Annotated in this window: 13 protein-coding genes; 5 read left to right on the top strand and 8 right to left on the bottom strand. The window is 45.6% G+C overall.

Annotated features, from left to right (window positions below):
- Window positions 1–622: 622 nt before the first annotated feature.
- The 4 genes from R7F64_RS23080 to zntR all read right to left on the bottom strand — a co-directional run bounded on the left by R7F64_RS23080 (window position 623) and on the right by zntR (window position 7,013).
- Window positions 623–2,758 (bottom strand): lysine decarboxylase CadA, encoded by a 2,136-nt coding sequence (locus tag R7F64_RS23080; RefSeq protein WP_047102530.1) that lies wholly within the window; start codon window positions 2,756–2,758, stop codon window positions 623–625.
- A 117-nt stretch (window positions 2,759–2,875) separates the two neighbouring features.
- On the bottom strand, window positions 2,876–4,219 hold the full coding sequence (gene cadB, locus R7F64_RS23075) for a cadaverine/lysine antiporter (protein ID WP_258666950.1): 1,344 nt from the start codon (window positions 4,217–4,219) through the stop codon (window positions 2,876–2,878).
- 669 nt (window positions 4,220–4,888) lie between these two features.
- Entirely contained in the window at window positions 4,889–6,451 is a 1,563-nt protein-coding gene (gene cadC, locus R7F64_RS23070) for a lysine decarboxylation/transport transcriptional activator CadC (RefSeq protein ID WP_258624177.1), read from the bottom strand.
- Between the two features lie 163 nt (window positions 6,452–6,614).
- Entirely contained in the window at window positions 6,615–7,013 is a 399-nt protein-coding gene (gene zntR, locus R7F64_RS23065; protein WP_005382529.1) for a Zn(2+)-responsive transcriptional regulator, read from the bottom strand.
- Between the two features lie 265 nt (window positions 7,014–7,278).
- On the opposite strand from zntR, the gene purH reads away from it, so the two are divergent.
- Both purH and purD read left to right on the top strand, forming a co-directional pair.
- Window positions 7,279–8,871 (top strand): bifunctional phosphoribosylaminoimidazolecarboxamide formyltransferase/IMP cyclohydrolase, encoded by a 1,593-nt coding sequence (gene purH, locus R7F64_RS23060; protein WP_047102532.1) that lies wholly within the window; start codon window positions 7,279–7,281, stop codon window positions 8,869–8,871.
- Between the two features lie 194 nt (window positions 8,872–9,065).
- A complete protein-coding gene (purD, locus tag R7F64_RS23055) occupies window positions 9,066–10,355 on the top strand; it encodes a phosphoribosylamine--glycine ligase (protein WP_206955037.1) in 1,290 nt (429 codons plus the stop codon).
- Window positions 10,356–10,439: 84 nt separating this feature from the next.
- On the opposite strand, the gene R7F64_RS23050 is transcribed toward purD, so the two are convergent.
- Both R7F64_RS23050 and hupA read right to left on the bottom strand, forming a co-directional pair.
- The gene (locus R7F64_RS23050) at window positions 10,440–11,138 is read right to left on the bottom strand and encodes a DUF1481 domain-containing protein (RefSeq protein ID WP_053307544.1); all 699 of its coding nucleotides are present in this window, start codon (window positions 11,136–11,138) and stop codon (window positions 10,440–10,442) included.
- Between the two features lie 39 nt (window positions 11,139–11,177).
- Window positions 11,178–11,450 (bottom strand): nucleoid-associated protein HU-alpha, encoded by a 273-nt coding sequence (gene hupA / locus R7F64_RS23045; RefSeq protein WP_005382524.1) that lies wholly within the window; start codon window positions 11,448–11,450, stop codon window positions 11,178–11,180.
- A gap of 253 nt (window positions 11,451–11,703) precedes the next feature.
- On the opposite strand from hupA, the gene R7F64_RS23040 reads away from it, so the two are divergent.
- Window positions 11,704–12,837, top strand: a complete 1,134-nt coding sequence (locus R7F64_RS23040; protein ID WP_017821795.1) for a hemolysin family protein — start codon at window positions 11,704–11,706, stop codon at window positions 12,835–12,837.
- Window positions 12,838–12,916: 79 nt separating this feature from the next.
- Here R7F64_RS23040 and R7F64_RS23035 read toward each other — a convergent pair whose 3' ends face one another.
- Window positions 12,917–13,504, bottom strand: coding sequence for a YjaG family protein (locus R7F64_RS23035; RefSeq protein ID WP_005382520.1), 588 nt, complete (start codon window positions 13,502–13,504; stop codon window positions 12,917–12,919).
- Window positions 13,505–13,570: 66 nt separating this feature from the next.
- On the opposite strand from R7F64_RS23035, the gene R7F64_RS23030 reads away from it, so the two are divergent.
- A complete protein-coding gene (locus R7F64_RS23030; RefSeq protein ID WP_047102536.1) occupies window positions 13,571–14,494 on the top strand; it encodes a D-2-hydroxyacid dehydrogenase in 924 nt (307 codons plus the stop codon).
- Window positions 14,495–14,496: 2 nt separating this feature from the next.
- On the top strand, window positions 14,497–15,069 hold the full coding sequence (locus R7F64_RS23025; protein ID WP_318072103.1) for a uracil-DNA glycosylase family protein: 573 nt from the start codon (window positions 14,497–14,499) through the stop codon (window positions 15,067–15,069).
- A gap of 240 nt (window positions 15,070–15,309) precedes the next feature.
- On the opposite strand, the gene hemE is transcribed toward R7F64_RS23025, so the two are convergent.
- Window positions 15,310–16,377: a uroporphyrinogen decarboxylase gene (hemE, locus tag R7F64_RS23020; protein ID WP_005384692.1), complete on the bottom strand. Its 1,068-nt coding sequence runs from the start codon at window positions 16,375–16,377 to the stop codon at window positions 15,310–15,312.
- Between the last annotated feature and the right edge of the window lie 99 nt (window positions 16,378–16,476).

Here is a 16,476-nt window from a genome sequence, read left to right as displayed (position 1 = left end):
CAGCAACTTAGTTGCTCGTCGTTAGGGGTGCGTATCTTACTTCACACCGTGAGAGAGTCAAGCATTTTTTTCAAATTCTTTTTTCTCTCTTCCCGACTCGCTGTGTGACTTTCGTCTCACTCCGTGTCGGTGGATGCGCAGTATAGGGGGTTGAGAAATTAGCACAAGCGTTTTTTGCAAAAAAACTTTCAACCGCACAAATAACAAGCATTCTGCATAGATACTCAACGATCTTGTCTAATATTTCGGGTTGCAGAGGATATTTTCATGATGAAACACCTGACTTCTGCATTAAAAGATCGCCGATTTCTTTGTGATTTTGATTGCTGATCTTATCTCTCTTGGTTCTTTTTTCTCTCTCTACCTATATAAAGACGAAAAAAAAGAGCAGAACGATGACGAACTGCTCTTTGGTCTTTGCTTTTTATTTGGGGTACTTCAGGTGAAGTCTTGGAAAAGTGTTTCTTCTATATATAGAAGAAAAGATCAGAGCATCCTTGCCCTTCTCTTTACGACAGATTAGTTAGGGGTATATCTAAATGTCGTTATTGTTCGATGACGCATTGAGCTCGTAAGAGTGGAGCATGCTTGCATTCCCAATGGCGTCATCTTCGAGAGGAACTTAGTTCTTCAATACTTTTACGGTGTAGCTACCATCTTTTTGTTGGTATAGACCGTGGATGTCGGTTTCGAAACCTGGGTAATGCGCACCGATCTCACAAAGCATCTCTAGGAAGTCCAGCACAGGGCGAGACTCTTGAGTCACCATTTCACCAGGAAGTACTAGTGGCACACCTGGAGGGTAAGGAAGGATCATGTTCGCACTTACGCGGCCAACCATTTCTTCCAGTTTGATTTCTTCGATGTTGCCACGAAGCTCTTCTTGCCATGCTGCGTGTGGTGTTACTTTCATTTCTGGAAGTACATCGAACGCTTTGTACATTAGCTCAGGTAGGTTGTATTTCTTAGTTAGGTCATGAATCGCTTGTGCTAGTTCTTGAACACGCATGCCTTCATAGAAGCTTGGGTCTTCGTTGTATAGTGAAGGTAGGAAGCTCTTGATGGTTAGGTTCAAGTCGTAGCCACGTTTAAATTCAGTTAGGCCGCGTAGCAATTGCATTGCTTTTGATTTGTCGATACCGATTGAGAATAGGAACAACAAGTTGTATGGACCTGTTTTCTCTACCACGATGCCGCGCTCGTCTAGGAATTTAGCCACCAGCGAAGCAGGAATACCTGATTCTTCTAGTTCGCCTTCTTTATTCATCCCCGGAGTCAGTAGCGTTACTTTGATTGGGTCAAGATACATGTGGTTGTCATCCATGTTCTTGAAGCCGTGCCATGTGTCGCTAGGGTCTAGTTTCCAACATTCCGTGGTATCGATGTTTTCTGGTTGCCATACATCGAAGAACCAGCTGTCGCTTTCTGCTTCTAGACGTTTGATCTCTTTACGGAAGCGGATTGCGCGATCGATAGAGTCTTGCATCAACTTCTTACCAGTGTTGCCGCGCATCATTGCCGCTGCAGTTTCAGTAGAAGCAACAATGCCGTACTGAGGTGAAGTTGAAGTGTGCATCATGAATGCTTCGTTGAAAGATTCTTTATCAAAGTCGCCTTTCACATGAATCATTGAAGCTTGTGAGAACGCAGCCAACAGTTTGTGTGTTGATTGTGTTTCGTAGAACACTTTGCCTGGCATCGCTTCACCACTCATACCACATTTACCTTCGTAAATTGGGTTGAAGTTAGTGTAAGGCACCCAAGCACTGTCGAAGTGGATGTGTTTACAATCTAGCGACTCTTTGATGAATTGTGTGTTGTACAGCAAGCCATCGTAAGTTGAGTTAGTCACTACTGCGTAAGTTGGTGCTATTGCACCTGGTGTTTTCGCCACTTTCTCTGCAATGACATCGCGGCTGAATTCGCTTTGTGGAATACCACCAAGGATGCCGTATGCGTTACGAGTTGGGCGGAAGTAGATTGGTGTCACGTCGCTCATCATCATTAGGTGAGTCAGAGATTTGTGACAGTTACGGTCAATCAGTACTGTGCTGCCAGCAGGTGCTGAGTACATACCAACGATTTTGTTCGATGTAGACGTACCGTTAGTTACGATGTACGAGCTGTCGGCATTGAATGTACGTGCGATGTATTCTTCTGCATCTTTATGTGGACCTGAGTGGTCTAGTAGAGAACCTAGTTCAGGCATTGAGATTGATACGTCCGCTTTGAATGTGTTTGGACCGTAAAAATCGTAGAAGATGCTACCAGCAGGGCTTTTCTGGAATGCAGTACCGCCCATGTGACCTGGAGTACAGAAGGTGTATTTACCTTCTTCTACGTATTTGAATAACGCTTTAGTGAATGGAGGCATAATGGCATCTTTGTATGCCTCAGTCGCTTGGTTGATTTTGATAGCGATGTCGTCAGCCATACCTAAAGCGTACTCGAAGAAGCTCACGTTTAGACGTAGGTCTGTTAGTGAAATGTCTAGAGTAGACTGTTCGTTAGCAAATGCGTGAACAGGCAGTTTTTCGTTGATTTGGCTGATACGTTCACATAGCTCTAGTGAGTATTTATCCCAGTCGAACAGCACACCGCAAATGCGTGGGTTCATCTCAATCATTTTGATCAAGTCTTTATCATCTACTGGGTAAACCACTTCGTAGCCCGCTTTCTCAAGAGCTGCGTGAAGTTGACGAACTGGCTCTTCTTTAAAGAACACACCCATGTGGTTCAAGATAGCGAATATATTCATTTGGACATCTCCAAGGCGAATGAGGGCGCTCTTTGCCATTTACAGGCAATGAGTAAGGTGAGCGCCGCGTGAATTTGGGTTTTATGGGCTGGCACCTTAGTGCCAGCGTTTTGGGGATTAGTTGCTTGCTTGGGCAGGCATGTCGTCAGCGTGCATTTTCACGTACTGAGCAAGACCTGCTTTTTTGCTGTAGAACATCAAGATAACTAGAGAAACGATGAAGGTTGCTGTTAGCGTACCGCCCTCTGCACCCGCTAGTGCGATGAAGCAGAACAGACAAGCCACACCAGAGAACAGCATTACGAAGCCGTTGCGTGTTGTCATACCTTCGAAGCGAATCAAGTTAATGCTCGAGTAGAAGTAAGGCAGCATAGTTAGTAGAACTGCGTCAGTCGTTAGCTGGTTGAACAGGTCTGATGCGTGTGCTGTTTTAGAGCTGAAGAACATCAGTACAACCATCAGTGCAGTCATCTTGATTGACGCAAGGATTAGACCTTTCTTAGGCACACCGTTTTTGTCAGTTTCGCCGTAGATTTTAGGGAAGTTGCCGTCGTTTGCTGCACGTTTACCTGCTTCACCTACTAGCATCATCCAAGAACCTAGCGAAGTGAAACATGCTAGCGCTGTGAATGCTGATACGAATGGTGCTGTCCAGCTACCGAATAGCTCAGTGGTTGCTAATGCAAATGGCGCACCTGATGCCGCAACTTCTGACGCTGGGAACATGCCGCTGATCATTTGAGTTGATAGGATGTAAATCACACCTGCGATACCAGTACCCAACATAGTTGCTAGTGGTACAGTACGTTTAGGGGTTTCTACCATACCAGTCGATACCGCTGCTGATTCCACACCTACGAATGACCATAGACAGATAAGAACCGCTGTTACTACCGCGTGGCTGTCAGTGCCTGCTGATACGTTCCAGTTTTGGCTGTAAAGCGCAGTATCGAAGTGCGTCCAACCAAATGCGGCTGTACCAACAACTGGGATAAGGATAAGAACTAGACCAAACGTACATAGACGGCTTACCCAGCTACCACCAAGTAGGTTGACGAAAGTGAAGATCCATACCGATGCAATCGTCGCAATACCTGCTGGGATTGGGTTATTAAGCACAGGGAAGAATACTGAAAGGTAAGAAACACCTGTAATGGCAATAGCCAGGTTACCAATCCAGTTCGCGTGGTAATAAAGAACGCCCGTTTGGAAACCAAATACCGGAGACACTTCGCCAGCATAAGCGATAGGACCACCTTCTTGTGGGTTTTTGGTTGCCAGACGAGCGTAAACAAACGCCAGACTCAGTGCACCGGCCAAACAGATCAGCCAACTGAAGATTGAAACAGAGCCTACAGAGGCAAGACTAGAAGGTAATAGTGCGATACCACTACCCATCATGTTACCGGCTACGACACCCGTACAGGCAATAAGGCCGATTTTTTTCGCATTCGATGACATAACATCTCCAAATCTATTCTACTCGAGTCAACATGACTCAAACTGAATGGTTATTAGCGAGATGCTATGAGGAAGAACCTGCTCGACCTCGCTAAATTTCGAAGTGAAGACTACGCCCAAAAACTGGGAAAAAAATAAACTTGGGGTTATCAATAAAATGATTAGTTAATCAACATCAAGTTGAGGTAAACATGATAAACACAAAAATATAAAACCATATTATTCATTTAGTTATAAGAAAAACATCAAACCTTCTACCGATAGATAAACTCTCATCAACTCGTTGGTCATCGCGATAAAAGTTATCAACCTCTATCAACTTCCCCATCCCGAAGGGTTAATTCCCTGAAGTGTTGATTCCATAAATCTCTCCCTGATAGCGCTTTTTGACCCACATCAATATTCATCTCGCCTGCAAGAAAGCATCAAAATCATTCTCGCCACATAACTCAGCCAGACACTTCATACAATCAATAGAGATAGAGATAGAGATAGAGATAGAGAAGCAAAGCGGGTATGTATTCCCGTTGCAAGCTTGCGTTGTTAGCTCCTTCGTAAGTCATTGCCCCACCGCCTCACCGCCTCACCCTTTTCACTTTTCGACAGCGACAAAAAAGCCCCTCACCGAAATGAGGGGCTAGCATTAGACTGACGTTGAGTCCGAGAGAATTAAAGCATTCGAACGACAGAAGGGTGAACGGCGCGATACATGGCGTAATCAATCGCCTTCATGTTACTTGGGAAGACCAAGTTTTCGCACAGCAGGTACGTCTCAACCGACGTATCAATATAGAAAGCTTCACTGTAAGACTCACTGGCTAAATCCAGATCACCATCCAATTCGGCGTGCTTACCGCGAATCACATAGGAAAGCACTGAATCACGTAACCTCAATGCCTGTCCGAGATGCCGCTTGGCTAACGCCATGTCACCAATGATGGTTTCGTGCAGTGCTAAAGCTTCATAAATTCGCGGTTGAATTGGCCCCACCATCATTTGCACATTAGTCTCTAGTGCTTCACTGAGCTGCTGCATTCGCCCTTTCTTCAACTCCTGTGAGAAATCAAGTGCCTTTTGTACATGGTAAGCAATCAACAACTCAGCTTGAACGTAAGCATTATCCGGCTCGATTTCTAAAATGTTTTCCATCAAGTCGATACCTTGGCGGAATTGTTTAGTATCAGAGACATTAAGGTAATGGTTAGCCTGAACAAACAACTCCAACGCGTCGGGATTCATTGGCATTCCCGCCACCAGCATCGTAGATTTCAATTTAGCATCCGATACTTTCAGCACTTGCATCAAATCCAACGACGCTTGTTGAAGCACTGTCTTTAAATGACTACTGGTTAACGCGTATTGACGACTAAACAACACTTTTTCAGATGAGTTATTGCGATATTCCACCTCTAAAAAGCTGCCACCGTCATTCTCACGAACTCGTACCACAACCGATTTACCAGGCACAATGCCAGAAGTAAACGACGCCTTCTTTAGCATGACTCGGTAATCACTGACTTGAGCAATGTCGGACATCAACTTTTGAGCGAATCCGTCTGCCAAATCGTAGCTTAATCCTTCATTCGTAAAATTATCTTGAAACTTGAACTCAATCAGATGGGTATCGATGGCTTGGGTAATACGCACTTCCGATTGCTTGTAGGTAAACACGCCCATCACTACGACCAACATACTGATCCAGATGAAGTTCATAATTCCCAATCGCCAAGGACTGATTTTGTTTTTGCTCTGAGGTGCTTTTTTCTCTTTTGACATCTCGCAGACCGCGCGAGTTAGAGGACCGGCAGGAAAGGTAACGGCTGGTGCTATAGGTAGACAATCCTCTTCCGATTCTTCAACCGAAGGTGGGATCTCTTCATTTTGCCGACTTGTGACAAACTCTTCATGCGTCATAGTAACCACGTTCGCTACCAGCTTATAGCCACGCTTGGGCACCGTGATAACGTAGTTGGTATTTTCCTCTCGACCGTCACGTAGTAGCTTACGCAACTCAAAGATGGATTGAGTCACCACTTGATCGGTCACAATCGCTCCAGCCCAAACGTACTGAATCAATTCCTCGCGGTTGAACACCTCATTCGCATGCTCCGCTAAGAAGTGCAAAAGATTAATTAAGCGTGGCTCAACAGTAACTTCCCTATCTTGTCGATACAGCTTATTTTCATCAACGCTCAAAACCCAGTCATTGATTTGAAAATAGACTCCAACCATGTATGAAAACTCTCGTATCTACAGACAGCGTTACGGTAGGAATCAGACAATGGTCGATTCCTACAAGTAACTAAAGGCAAGATTATAGGTGGGAAAGCAGCGTGTACCTAGAAAAGCAAGTCGCCAAAAATGCAAACTTAAGTTAAGTGATTCAAGAATGAGACTACTCAAGTGCTGCAAGGATAGAGCAATGTGTGGCGTCATCGTCTGTATGACCACAACAAGCATCATTAATCTTCTTTAACGCTCGGCGAATTTTCGTCAGCTCGTTAATTTTCCCATCAATCAGCTCTAACTTAGCAGAAGTAATGGCTTTTACCTCTGCACAGCTGTGTTCTGTTGCTTCTAACTTAATTTCTAACAGGTCTTTAATTTCATCCAGACTCAAGCCAAGATCTTTACCTTTGAGGATAAAGTGCACCTGCTTTTGATTCTCTTCATCATACAAGCGGTAGCCTGACTCACTTCGTCCTGCGGGTTTTATTAGCGCGTTTTTCTCGTAGAAACGCAATGTATCGGCAGTCACACCACAACGTTTTGCCAGTTCACCTATCTGAAACATAACTTCCCCTATTAACTATCTCGTTACTTTTAAAGCTAAAGAACGACTTTTTTGCAATTATTTTTGAGATGCCAAACGATTGCGCGAGCTTTTTTGTAATAAATTGGTTAGAATACGCGCCATCAAATGTGGAGACTGTTTTCTAACCAGAAAACACCCTGCAAAGGTCTTTACCAAAACTGGCCAATATTTTACCCCAAGAGGTAAAAACAAGTTCATTTTTGGCAAACATCTTTAACTCCGTGAATTTGAGGAAAATGGAAGCATGAATAACGCTCGTCCTATTCGCCGTGCGCTTATCAGCGTATCAGACAAAACAGGTATTGTTGAGTTTGCGCAAGCTCTTGCTGAGCGCGGTGTCGATATCCTATCTACTGGTGGTACAGCTCGCCTACTTGCCGAACAAGGCATCGCCGTAACCGAAGTCTCTGACTACACTGGTTTCCCAGAAATGATGGACGGCCGCGTTAAAACGCTTCACCCAAAAGTTCACGGTGGTGTGCTTGGTCGTCGTGGCCAAGATGATGACGTGATGGAAAAGCACGGCATCAACCCTATCGATATGGTTGTCGTAAACCTATACCCATTCGCAGAAACCGTTGCCAAAGAAGGCTGTACACTGGCCGACGCGGTTGAAAACATCGATATCGGCGGCCCAACAATGGTTCGTTCTGCAGCGAAAAACCACAAAGACGTGACTATCGTTGTTAACGCAGGTGATTACGGCCGCGTAATTGCAGAGATGGACGCAAACGACAAATCTCTCACTCTCGAAACTCGTTTCGACCTAGCTATCGCAGCATTCGAACACACGGCTTCTTACGACGGCATGATCGCAAACTACTTCGGCACTATGGTTCCATCTTACGGTGAGAACAAAGAAGGTGATGAAGAGTCTAAATTCCCACGTACTTTCAACCAGCAATTCGAGAAGAAGCAAGACATGCGCTACGGTGAGAACAGCCACCAAGCAGCCGCATTCTACGTTGAAGCAAACCCACAAGAAGCATCTGTTTCTACTGCTCGCCAAATCCAAGGTAAAGCCCTCTCTTACAACAACATCGCAGACACTGACGCAGCACTTGAATGTGTGAAAGAGTTCAACGAGCCAGCATGTGTGATCGTAAAACACGCAAACCCATGTGGTGTAGCTCTAGGTAAAGACATTCTAGAAGCGTACAACCGCGCTTACCAAACTGACCCAACATCTGCATTCGGCGGCATCATTGCATTCAACCAAGAGCTAGATGCTGAAACAGCAGCCGCTATTGTTGAGCGTCAATTCGTTGAAGTGATCATCGCACCTTCAGTTTCTGCTGAAGCGATTGAAGTGGTTGCAGCGAAGAAAAACGTGCGTCTACTTGAGTGTGGCAAATGGACAACTAAGACAACTGGCTTTGACGTGAAACGCGTGAATGGCGGTCTACTGGTTCAAGACCGTGACCAAGGCATGGTAAGCCTAGACGACCTAAAAGTGGTTTCTAAGCGCCAGCCAACAGAAGAAGAGCTGAAAGATGCACTGTTCTGCTGGAAAGTAGCGAAATACGTGAAATCTAACGCGATCGTTTACTCGAAAGGCGACATGACTATCGGTGTAGGCGCTGGCCAAATGAGCCGCGTTTACTCTGCGAAAATCGCAGGCATCAAAGCTGCAGACGAAGGTCTACAGGTTGAAGGTTGTGTAATGGCATCAGATGCATTCTTCCCATTCCGTGACGGTATCGACGCGGCTGCAGAAGCAGGCATCAAGTGTGTTATCCAACCTGGTGGTTCTATGCGTGATGACGAAGTTATCGCAGCAGCAGACGAACACGGCATGGCGATGATCTTTACCGGTATGCGTCACTTCCGCCACTAATCCTCTCGTCTTCACTGGGACGATAACTGCGTTGACGGCGTTCACTTATCCTAATCACATAGCATACTATGCTCATAGGAATAAGTTCACTTGTCGCCTTGTCCTCGTCCCATTGAATTAGAGAGGCCATACTCAGGTCTTTGCGAAATATCTGAGTTTGAGCAAACGGTATTTATAAGATTAAGGATTTTCATATGCGAGTTTTAATCATTGGTTCAGGCGGTCGTGAACATGCGCTAGGCTGGAAAGCAGCGCAAAACCCAAATGTTGAGACTATCTTCGTTGCACCAGGCAACGCAGGTACAGCACTAGAGCCAAAACTAGAGAACGTAAACATCGATGTAGAAGACATCGCTGGCCTTGTTGCTTTCGCCAAAGAGAAGGCGATTGAACTGACTATCGTTGGCCCAGAAGCACCATTGGTTATTGGTGTGGTTGATGCTTTCCGCGAAGCAGGTTTGCCAATATTCGGCCCGACCCAAGCCGCAGCGCAGCTTGAAGGCTCTAAAGCGTTTACCAAAGACTTCCTTGCTCGTCACCAAATTCCAACGGGTGCCTACGCGAATTTCACTGAAATCGAGCCTGCACTGGCTTACGTGCGTGAGCAAGGTGCACCGATCGTGGTGAAAGCCGACGGCCTTGCAGCTGGTAAAGGCGTGATTGTGGCAATGACGCTAGAAGAAGCTGAGGACGCAATCAAAGACATGCTAGCAGGCAACGCATTTGGTGATGCTGGTAGTCGTGTCGTTATCGAAGAGTTCCTAGATGGTGAAGAAGCAAGCTTCATCGTGATGGTGGATGGTGAGAACGTTCTGCCAATGGCCACCAGCCAAGACCACAAACGCGTAGGCGACAAAGATACTGGTCCTAACACCGGTGGCATGGGAGCATACTCTCCAGCTCCAGTGGTAACACAGGAAATCCACAACCGCATCATGGAAGAAGTGATTTACCCAACAGTACGTGGCATGGCCTCTGAAGGTAACCCTTACACTGGTTTCCTATACGCGGGTCTGATGATCGACAAAGACGGCACTCCGAAAGTAATCGAGTACAACTGCCGCTTCGGTGATCCTGAGACACAACCTATCATGATGCGCATGGAATCGGATCTTGTTGATCTGTGCCTAGCGGCAATCGACGAGAAACTGGATCAAGCGGAATCGAAGTGGGATCCACGAGCATCGATTGGTATCGTGCTAGCAGCCGGTGGTTATCCAGCAGCGTACAACAAAGGCGACGTTATTTCGGGTCTGCCACAAGTTGAAATTGAAGGCGAAAAAGTCTTCCATGCTGGTACAGATAACAAAGATGGCGACATCGTGACAAACGGTGGTCGTGTTCTTTGTGCAACCGCACTTGGCAACAGTGTATCAGAAGCGCAGCAGCGTGCTTACGAGCTTGCAAAACAGATCCGTTGGGATGGCATGTTCCATCGCAACGACATCGGCTACCGTGCAATTGCACGTGAGCAAGAAAAATAAAAACAACATAAGTTGGCTAAAAAACAAAAGGCGCACTCAGCGCCTTTTTTTATTGTTCTTGTTCGACAGAATTCGAAGCAATGTTTATTCAGAGATCAACTTTGGCCGAGAAACACAATCAAAGTCATCGTCATTGAGCATCAACAGTTCATCGACCATTGCTTTGTTTCGTGACTGCTTGCCGACAAAAGCCACATAACTGTCTACCGATGAGAGACGCTCGATAATAAATTTTGGCAGCGTCTGATTAAACTCGAGTGTCGAGAACACCTTACCTTTGCAGGTTTCAAACGATTGACCATTCCAATAACCTTGAATAAGGCTCTGATTGTTACGAGACTGCGCCTTAACCGATGCCACTACGTCATTCGCTTCTGCTTTGTAGCGCTCTAATTGGTCATGCTGGAGTGGTAAGACTTTACGGTTAACACGATATTGTTGGTAAACCGCTTCGCCATCTTTATTGAAACGGATGTGGATTTGAAAAGGCACCAACTCTTGTTTGGTATCAACTTGCTCGCCTTTTCGAATCAACTCTCGCAACTCACCTTCATCCCAGCGATAATCACTCTTGAACCAACCATTGTCCCCCATAGTCACATAATCAGCCGCCGTACTCACACGAGTGAGTTTCTCTGTCATCCAGTACAAGCTGCTAGCATCTCCCGCAACTTTACCACCAGAAAAATGCGTGAATTGTTCTAAATTAGGAGTTTCAACCGATGAACAGCCAAAAAGGGTAAGGCTAGATAGGAGAAGTGAAGTGAGTAGATGTTTTTTCATGAAATTGCACCGAGGCAGGATACCTCGGTGCATTCTAACTTAGTTTACTGATTCTTTCAGCGCTTTACCTGCTACGAATGCTGGTACGTTAGCTGCTGCGATTTGAATCTCGTCACCAGTCTTAGGGTTACGACCAGTACGTGCAGCGCGGTGGTTTACTTTGAATGTACCAAAACCAATTAGTTGAACTTGGTCACCCTCTTTAAGTGCGCCAGTTACACCATCAAGAGTCGCTTCAAGAGCAGCTTTTGCTTGTGCTTTTGATAGGTCTGCTTTCTCTGCGATAAAGTCGATTAATTGGGTCTTGTTCATTAGGTTTCCCTTCTCATAGGTTATCGAATTCGTCTCACTCTAAAACATAAATGCCCCATCTGGCAAAGGTTTGTAAGCGATCTTTCGATTTTCTGACGTACTTTTAGCCATAATATGAGTAATAACTCACAATTTGTTACCACATACCCCCTGAAAACCCTTGCTTTCCAAGGTATTTGGACCAATTTATAAGTCACTTTTGCGGTTATAATAGCTGCAAATAACCACTATCAAACTACATTCAAGGGCAACTATGCTGCTGTTATCCATTTATATCTCTATTGCAATCGGCATTTCGTTTATCTGTTCGGTGCTGGAGGCGGTACTGCTGAGTATCAGTCCGAGCTACATTGCGCAGCTCAATCAACAGGGGCATCCCGCAGCTGGGCAATTGGCTAAGCTGAAATCAGATATCGACCGACCACTGGCATCTATTCTGACTTTAAACACCATCGCTCACACGATCGGCGCGGCCACTGCTGGTGCACAAGCTGCGGTTGTATTTGGTAGCGAAGCATTAGGTATCTTTTCGGCAGTGCTGACATTGGCGATCTTAGTGCTTTCAGAAATCGTACCGAAGACGATTGGCGCGACCTACTGGCGCCAGTTGGCACCCACTGCCGCGGTCGCATTGCGTTGGATGGTATGGGCGCTTACACCCTTTGTTTGGTTCTCAGAGCAAATCACCAAGCGTCTTGCTCGTAACCACGAAGCTCCAAAGATGCGTGATGAGCTGTCTGCAATGGCGATTCTGGCACGTGAAAGCGGTGAATTTGCCGAGGGTGAATCAAAAATCTTAAGCAACTTGCTTGGCATCCAAGATGTACCCGTAACGCAGGTTATGACGCCACGACCAGTAGTATTCCGTGTCGATGCCACAATGACCATCAATGAGTTCCTAGAAAAACACAAAGATACGCCTTTCTCACGCCCATTGGTTTACAGCGAACAGAAAGATAACATCATAGGTTTTGTGCATCGCCTTGAGTTGTTCAAACTACAACAATCAGGTTGTGGACAGAAACAGTTGGGAGCAATCATGCGCCCAATTCAAGTGGTGCTAAACAATACCACTTTACCTAAAGTATTCGACCAGATGATGACTCATCGCTTACAGCTGGCACTTGTTGTTGATGAATACGGTACCGTGCTAGGTTTGGTAACGTTGGAAGATATTTTTGAACACCTCGTAGGCGAGGAGATCATCGACGAAGCAGATAAAAGCACTGACATGCAGGAGCTGGCTTACCAACGCTGGGAAAGCTGGAAAGAAATGCACGGCGTAATCGAAAGCCGCGATGACGATGAAGAAGATAATGAGCCGGAGAAGCAGGATAAAGAGCCAGAAGCTCAAGAGCCACCGAAATCCGACTCGAAAGAATCGTAATCAGCATTAGGTATAACAGCTTAAACGCACAAACAAAAAAGGCATCCAGTTAGGATGCCTTTTTCTATTTATTCAACGATTAAAGTGCAATACCGATGTTGCTCACACCTTCTTCACGTAGCTCTTCACGCAAATCTTTAATCAAGCTGATGTCACGTTCTACCGCTTCACGCAGCGGACGGAAGATAGCCCACTGGACGTCCCACTCTTCACATACGGCTTCGTTTTCTTTCTGGTTGTCGTTAGTGATTGGCTCTGCGCCTTGTGCTTGCTCTAGATCAGCAACGGTTTGTACCGACTGTTGACTCACTTTAAGCATTGAATCGAAAAGGTAGTCGCGGTCCAATAGACCATGCAGTAACGTAGACAAACCCTGACACGCGTCCATCGCTGGGTAAACGCCGTAAAAATCGAACTCATCCGCACTTGGGAACAACTCTTCTAACTTCTCCAATTGACGTTCGAAGTTAATTTTCGCGTTCTTAACTGTCAAAATTTCCCATACACTATCAAGAATCGCTCGGTAAGCACGCGGGTCAGCAAATTCTGTATTCTCACAAAACATCGCATAGTTTGGATACATGCGTTCACACAGACACGCCATAAAGGTAATTTGTTGCCAAGGTTCTAGTTTTTCTAAACGAACCTGAAGAGGATTCTTAAGCATAGTCACTCAATCATTGAAGAAAAAAACAGCGAAAGTGTACTTGATTCATCACAGGGAAAAAAGTTAATGCCGCATTCAAATCAGATTTTCCTGCTCTCAGAGCATCGCGACACCTACAAAACGTTACTGGCAGAGAAAAATCTGCCCGATCTTTGCCTCACCGACCAACCAGAAGCCGCTCAGATCGTACTAGCGGATCCACCCTTACTATCACAAAGCTTAGACGAATTTTCACAGCTTGAATGGGTGCAATCCACGTTTGCTGGTGTCAACGCCTTAACATCCCCTAGCCTTCGTCAGGACTATACTCTAACTAACGTTCGAGGCATCTTTGGTCCGCTGATTGCTGAATATGTTTTGGGTTACAGTATTGCCCATTACCGCCACTTTGCCCGATACCACCAGCAACAACAAAACAAACAATGGCAGCCTCACCTGTACACGTCATTACAAAGTAAAACCATGGTAATTCTTGGTACCGGTAGCATTGGGGGCTATCTGGGCAACGCCGCTAAAGCAATGGGGATAAAAACTATCGGTATTAACCGCACAGGTATCCCGACTTCAGGCGGCGAGTTTCATCAGACCTTTCATATCAATGAACTAAGTAAGGCATTTGAGCAAGCCGACATCGTTGTGAATACTCTACCAAGTACACCTGAGACGCGACAGTTACTTAATCGTCAAACGCTCAGCCAACTAAATCAGGCGTTATTATTTAACGTAGGTCGTGGCGACGTACTGGATGAGACAGGGTTGCTCTTCGCTCTGAAAAACCGTTGGGTAGAACACGCTTTCTTGGATGTGTTTGAGCAAGAACCGTTATCGGTAGAGCATCCGTTTTGGAAACTACCGCAAGTCACCATCACTCCACACATTGCTGCGCTGAGTTTTCCCGAGCAAGTCATCGAGATTTTTGCTGACAACTATCTACGCTGGCGCGATGGATTTTCATTAAATTATCAAGTGGATTTCGAAAAGGGTTACTGAGAATGTCGTTAGACGAGCTATTGCAACAAGTGAGGGCCTGCCAGATATGCGCGGATAATTTACCTTTGGGCGCAAACCCTGTCGTACAAGCCGCAAAAGGGGCACGCATCCTAATCATCGGTCAGGCCCCTGGCACACGTGTACACAAAACCTCGATACCTTGGAATGACCCAAGTGGTGATCGATTACGCCAATGGCTCGATATCGACAAAGACGTTTTCTACGACCCAAATAAAATTGCCATTGTCCCAATGGGATTCTGTTATCCAGGCAAAGGGAACTCTGGTGATTTACCGCCTCGTAAAGAATGTGCGCCCACTTGGCATAAAAAGATTCTTGAGCAGCTGCCCAATATAGAGCTCACTCTACTAATTGGTCAGTACTCGCAGCGGTACTATCTCACCAACAAACCAAAGACGCTCACGCAAACCGTTCAGCAATGGCAAGATTGGGAACCGGACTTTATCCCGCTCCCTCACCCATCTCCACGCAATACATTGTGGTTAAAGAAGAATCCTTGGTTTGAATCTGACGTCGTGCCATACCTTAAAAAACGCGTTCACTCGATGCTTTAGGTTACCTATGATCTAATTGCTTGCTTATCTGTACAAGAAAATTAGAACATAAAACCCTAAATCATAAGTATTTGTTTATATTAAACTTTAACATCTAGTGTACAGCTAGAGTAGTAATTAGATCATAGTAGGCCAAATACTACTAGAGCTGTACAGCCTTGAGTCTCAGATAGAAAAAATGAATTTTAGGCAAAAAAATACCGGCACTGAATGCCGGCATTTGATTTCAAAAGATCTAACTTACTTGTGGTATGGCTTAGATAGCTCGTGTACCGCTTCCACAAATACGCCCGCGTTTTCTGGCGGCACATCCAAATGGATACCGTGACCTAGGTTGAACACATGACCAGTACCTGCATCACCAAAACCTTCTAGAATACCCGCGACTTCTTCACGGATACGCTCTGGTGAAGCGTAAAGCATTGATGGGTCCATGTTACCTTGCAGAGCCACTTTATCACCGATACGTGCTTTCGCGTCTGCAATGTTGATTGTCCAGTCTAGACCAACCGCATCACAGCCCGTTGCTGCGATTTGCTCAAGCCACATGCCGCCATTCTTAGTAAACAGTGTGACTGGCACGCGACGACCGTCGTTTTCACGAATCAGACCATCTACAATCTTGTGCATGTATTGCAGTGAGAACAGATTGTAATCACGAGGCGTTAGTACGCCACCCCATGTGTCAAATACCATTACCGATTGCGCACCCGCTTTAATTTGCGCGTTTAAGTACTCGATAACGCTGTCTGCCAGCTTATCTAGAAGTAGGTGCAGAGTTTGTGGTTCCGCGTACATCATCTTCTTGATCTTGGTAAACGCTTTAGAGCTACCACCTTCGATCATGTACGTCGCAAGAGTCCAAGGACTACCAGAAAAACCAATCAGCGGCACTTCACCCTTCAGGTCTTTACGGATCTGGCGTACTGCGTTCATTACGTATTGCAGTTCACCTTCAGGATCTGGCAAACCAATTTTTTCCACGTCGGCTTTGCATGTAATTGGGTTATCAAAAACAGGTCCTTCACCCGCAGCAAAACGCAAACCAAGCCCCATTGCATCTGGAATCGTTAAGATGTCCGAGAATAAGATCGCGGCATCAAGAGGAAAACGGCGTAATGGTTGAAGTGTCACTTCGGATGCTAATTCTGCATTTCGACACAAAGACATGAAATCACCCGCTTCTGCACGAGTCGCTTTGTATTCTGGTAGGTAACGACCTGCCTGGCGCATCATCCATACTGGCGTGTAATCTACCGGCTCTTTTAAAAGCGCACGCAGATAACGATCATTTTTTAATTCAGTCATTCCGTAATTCCAACTGTTAGGCTTTCTGTGAAAGGGGGTATTCTATCACTGATTTAAGTCCAATAGCTGTGTGCTTTGCAACCTGGATCAAGTTATTAA

The organism is Vibrio sp. Vb1980 (assembly GCF_033338615.1).
GTDB lineage: Bacteria > Pseudomonadota > Gammaproteobacteria > Enterobacterales > Vibrionaceae > Vibrio > Vibrio alginolyticus.
This window is presented reverse-complemented; position numbering and strand designations above follow the sequence as displayed.

Bases quoted from the DNA above. Each gene is read 5' to 3' on its own strand.
- R7F64_RS23080 (WP_047102530.1), bottom strand. From the start codon at position 2,758: ATGAATATATTCGCTATCTTGAACCACATGGGTGTGTTCTTTAAAGAA.
- cadB (WP_258666950.1), bottom strand. From the start codon at position 4,219: ATGTCATCGAATGCGAAAAAAATCGGCCTTATTGCCTGTACGGGTGTC.
- cadC (WP_258624177.1), bottom strand. From the start codon at position 6,451: ATGGTTGGAGTCTATTTTCAAATCAATGACTGGGTTTTGAGCGTTGAT.
- zntR (WP_005382529.1), bottom strand. From the start codon at position 7,013: ATGTTTCAGATAGGTGAACTGGCAAAACGTTGTGGTGTGACTGCCGAT.
- purH (WP_047102532.1), top strand. From the start codon at position 7,279: ATGAATAACGCTCGTCCTATTCGCCGTGCGCTTATCAGCGTATCAGAC.
- purD (WP_206955037.1), top strand. From the start codon at position 9,066: ATGCGAGTTTTAATCATTGGTTCAGGCGGTCGTGAACATGCGCTAGGC.
- R7F64_RS23050 (WP_053307544.1), bottom strand. From the start codon at position 11,138: ATGAAAAAACATCTACTCACTTCACTTCTCCTATCTAGCCTTACCCTT.
- hupA (WP_005382524.1), bottom strand. From the start codon at position 11,450: ATGAACAAGACCCAATTAATCGACTTTATCGCAGAGAAAGCAGACCTA.
- R7F64_RS23040 (WP_017821795.1), top strand. From the start codon at position 11,704: ATGCTGCTGTTATCCATTTATATCTCTATTGCAATCGGCATTTCGTTT.
- R7F64_RS23035 (WP_005382520.1), bottom strand. From the start codon at position 13,504: ATGCTTAAGAATCCTCTTCAGGTTCGTTTAGAAAAACTAGAACCTTGG.
- R7F64_RS23030 (WP_047102536.1), top strand. From the start codon at position 13,571: ATGCCGCATTCAAATCAGATTTTCCTGCTCTCAGAGCATCGCGACACC.
- R7F64_RS23025 (WP_318072103.1), top strand. From the start codon at position 14,497: ATGTCGTTAGACGAGCTATTGCAACAAGTGAGGGCCTGCCAGATATGC.
- hemE (WP_005384692.1), bottom strand. From the start codon at position 16,377: ATGACTGAATTAAAAAATGATCGTTATCTGCGTGCGCTTTTAAAAGAG.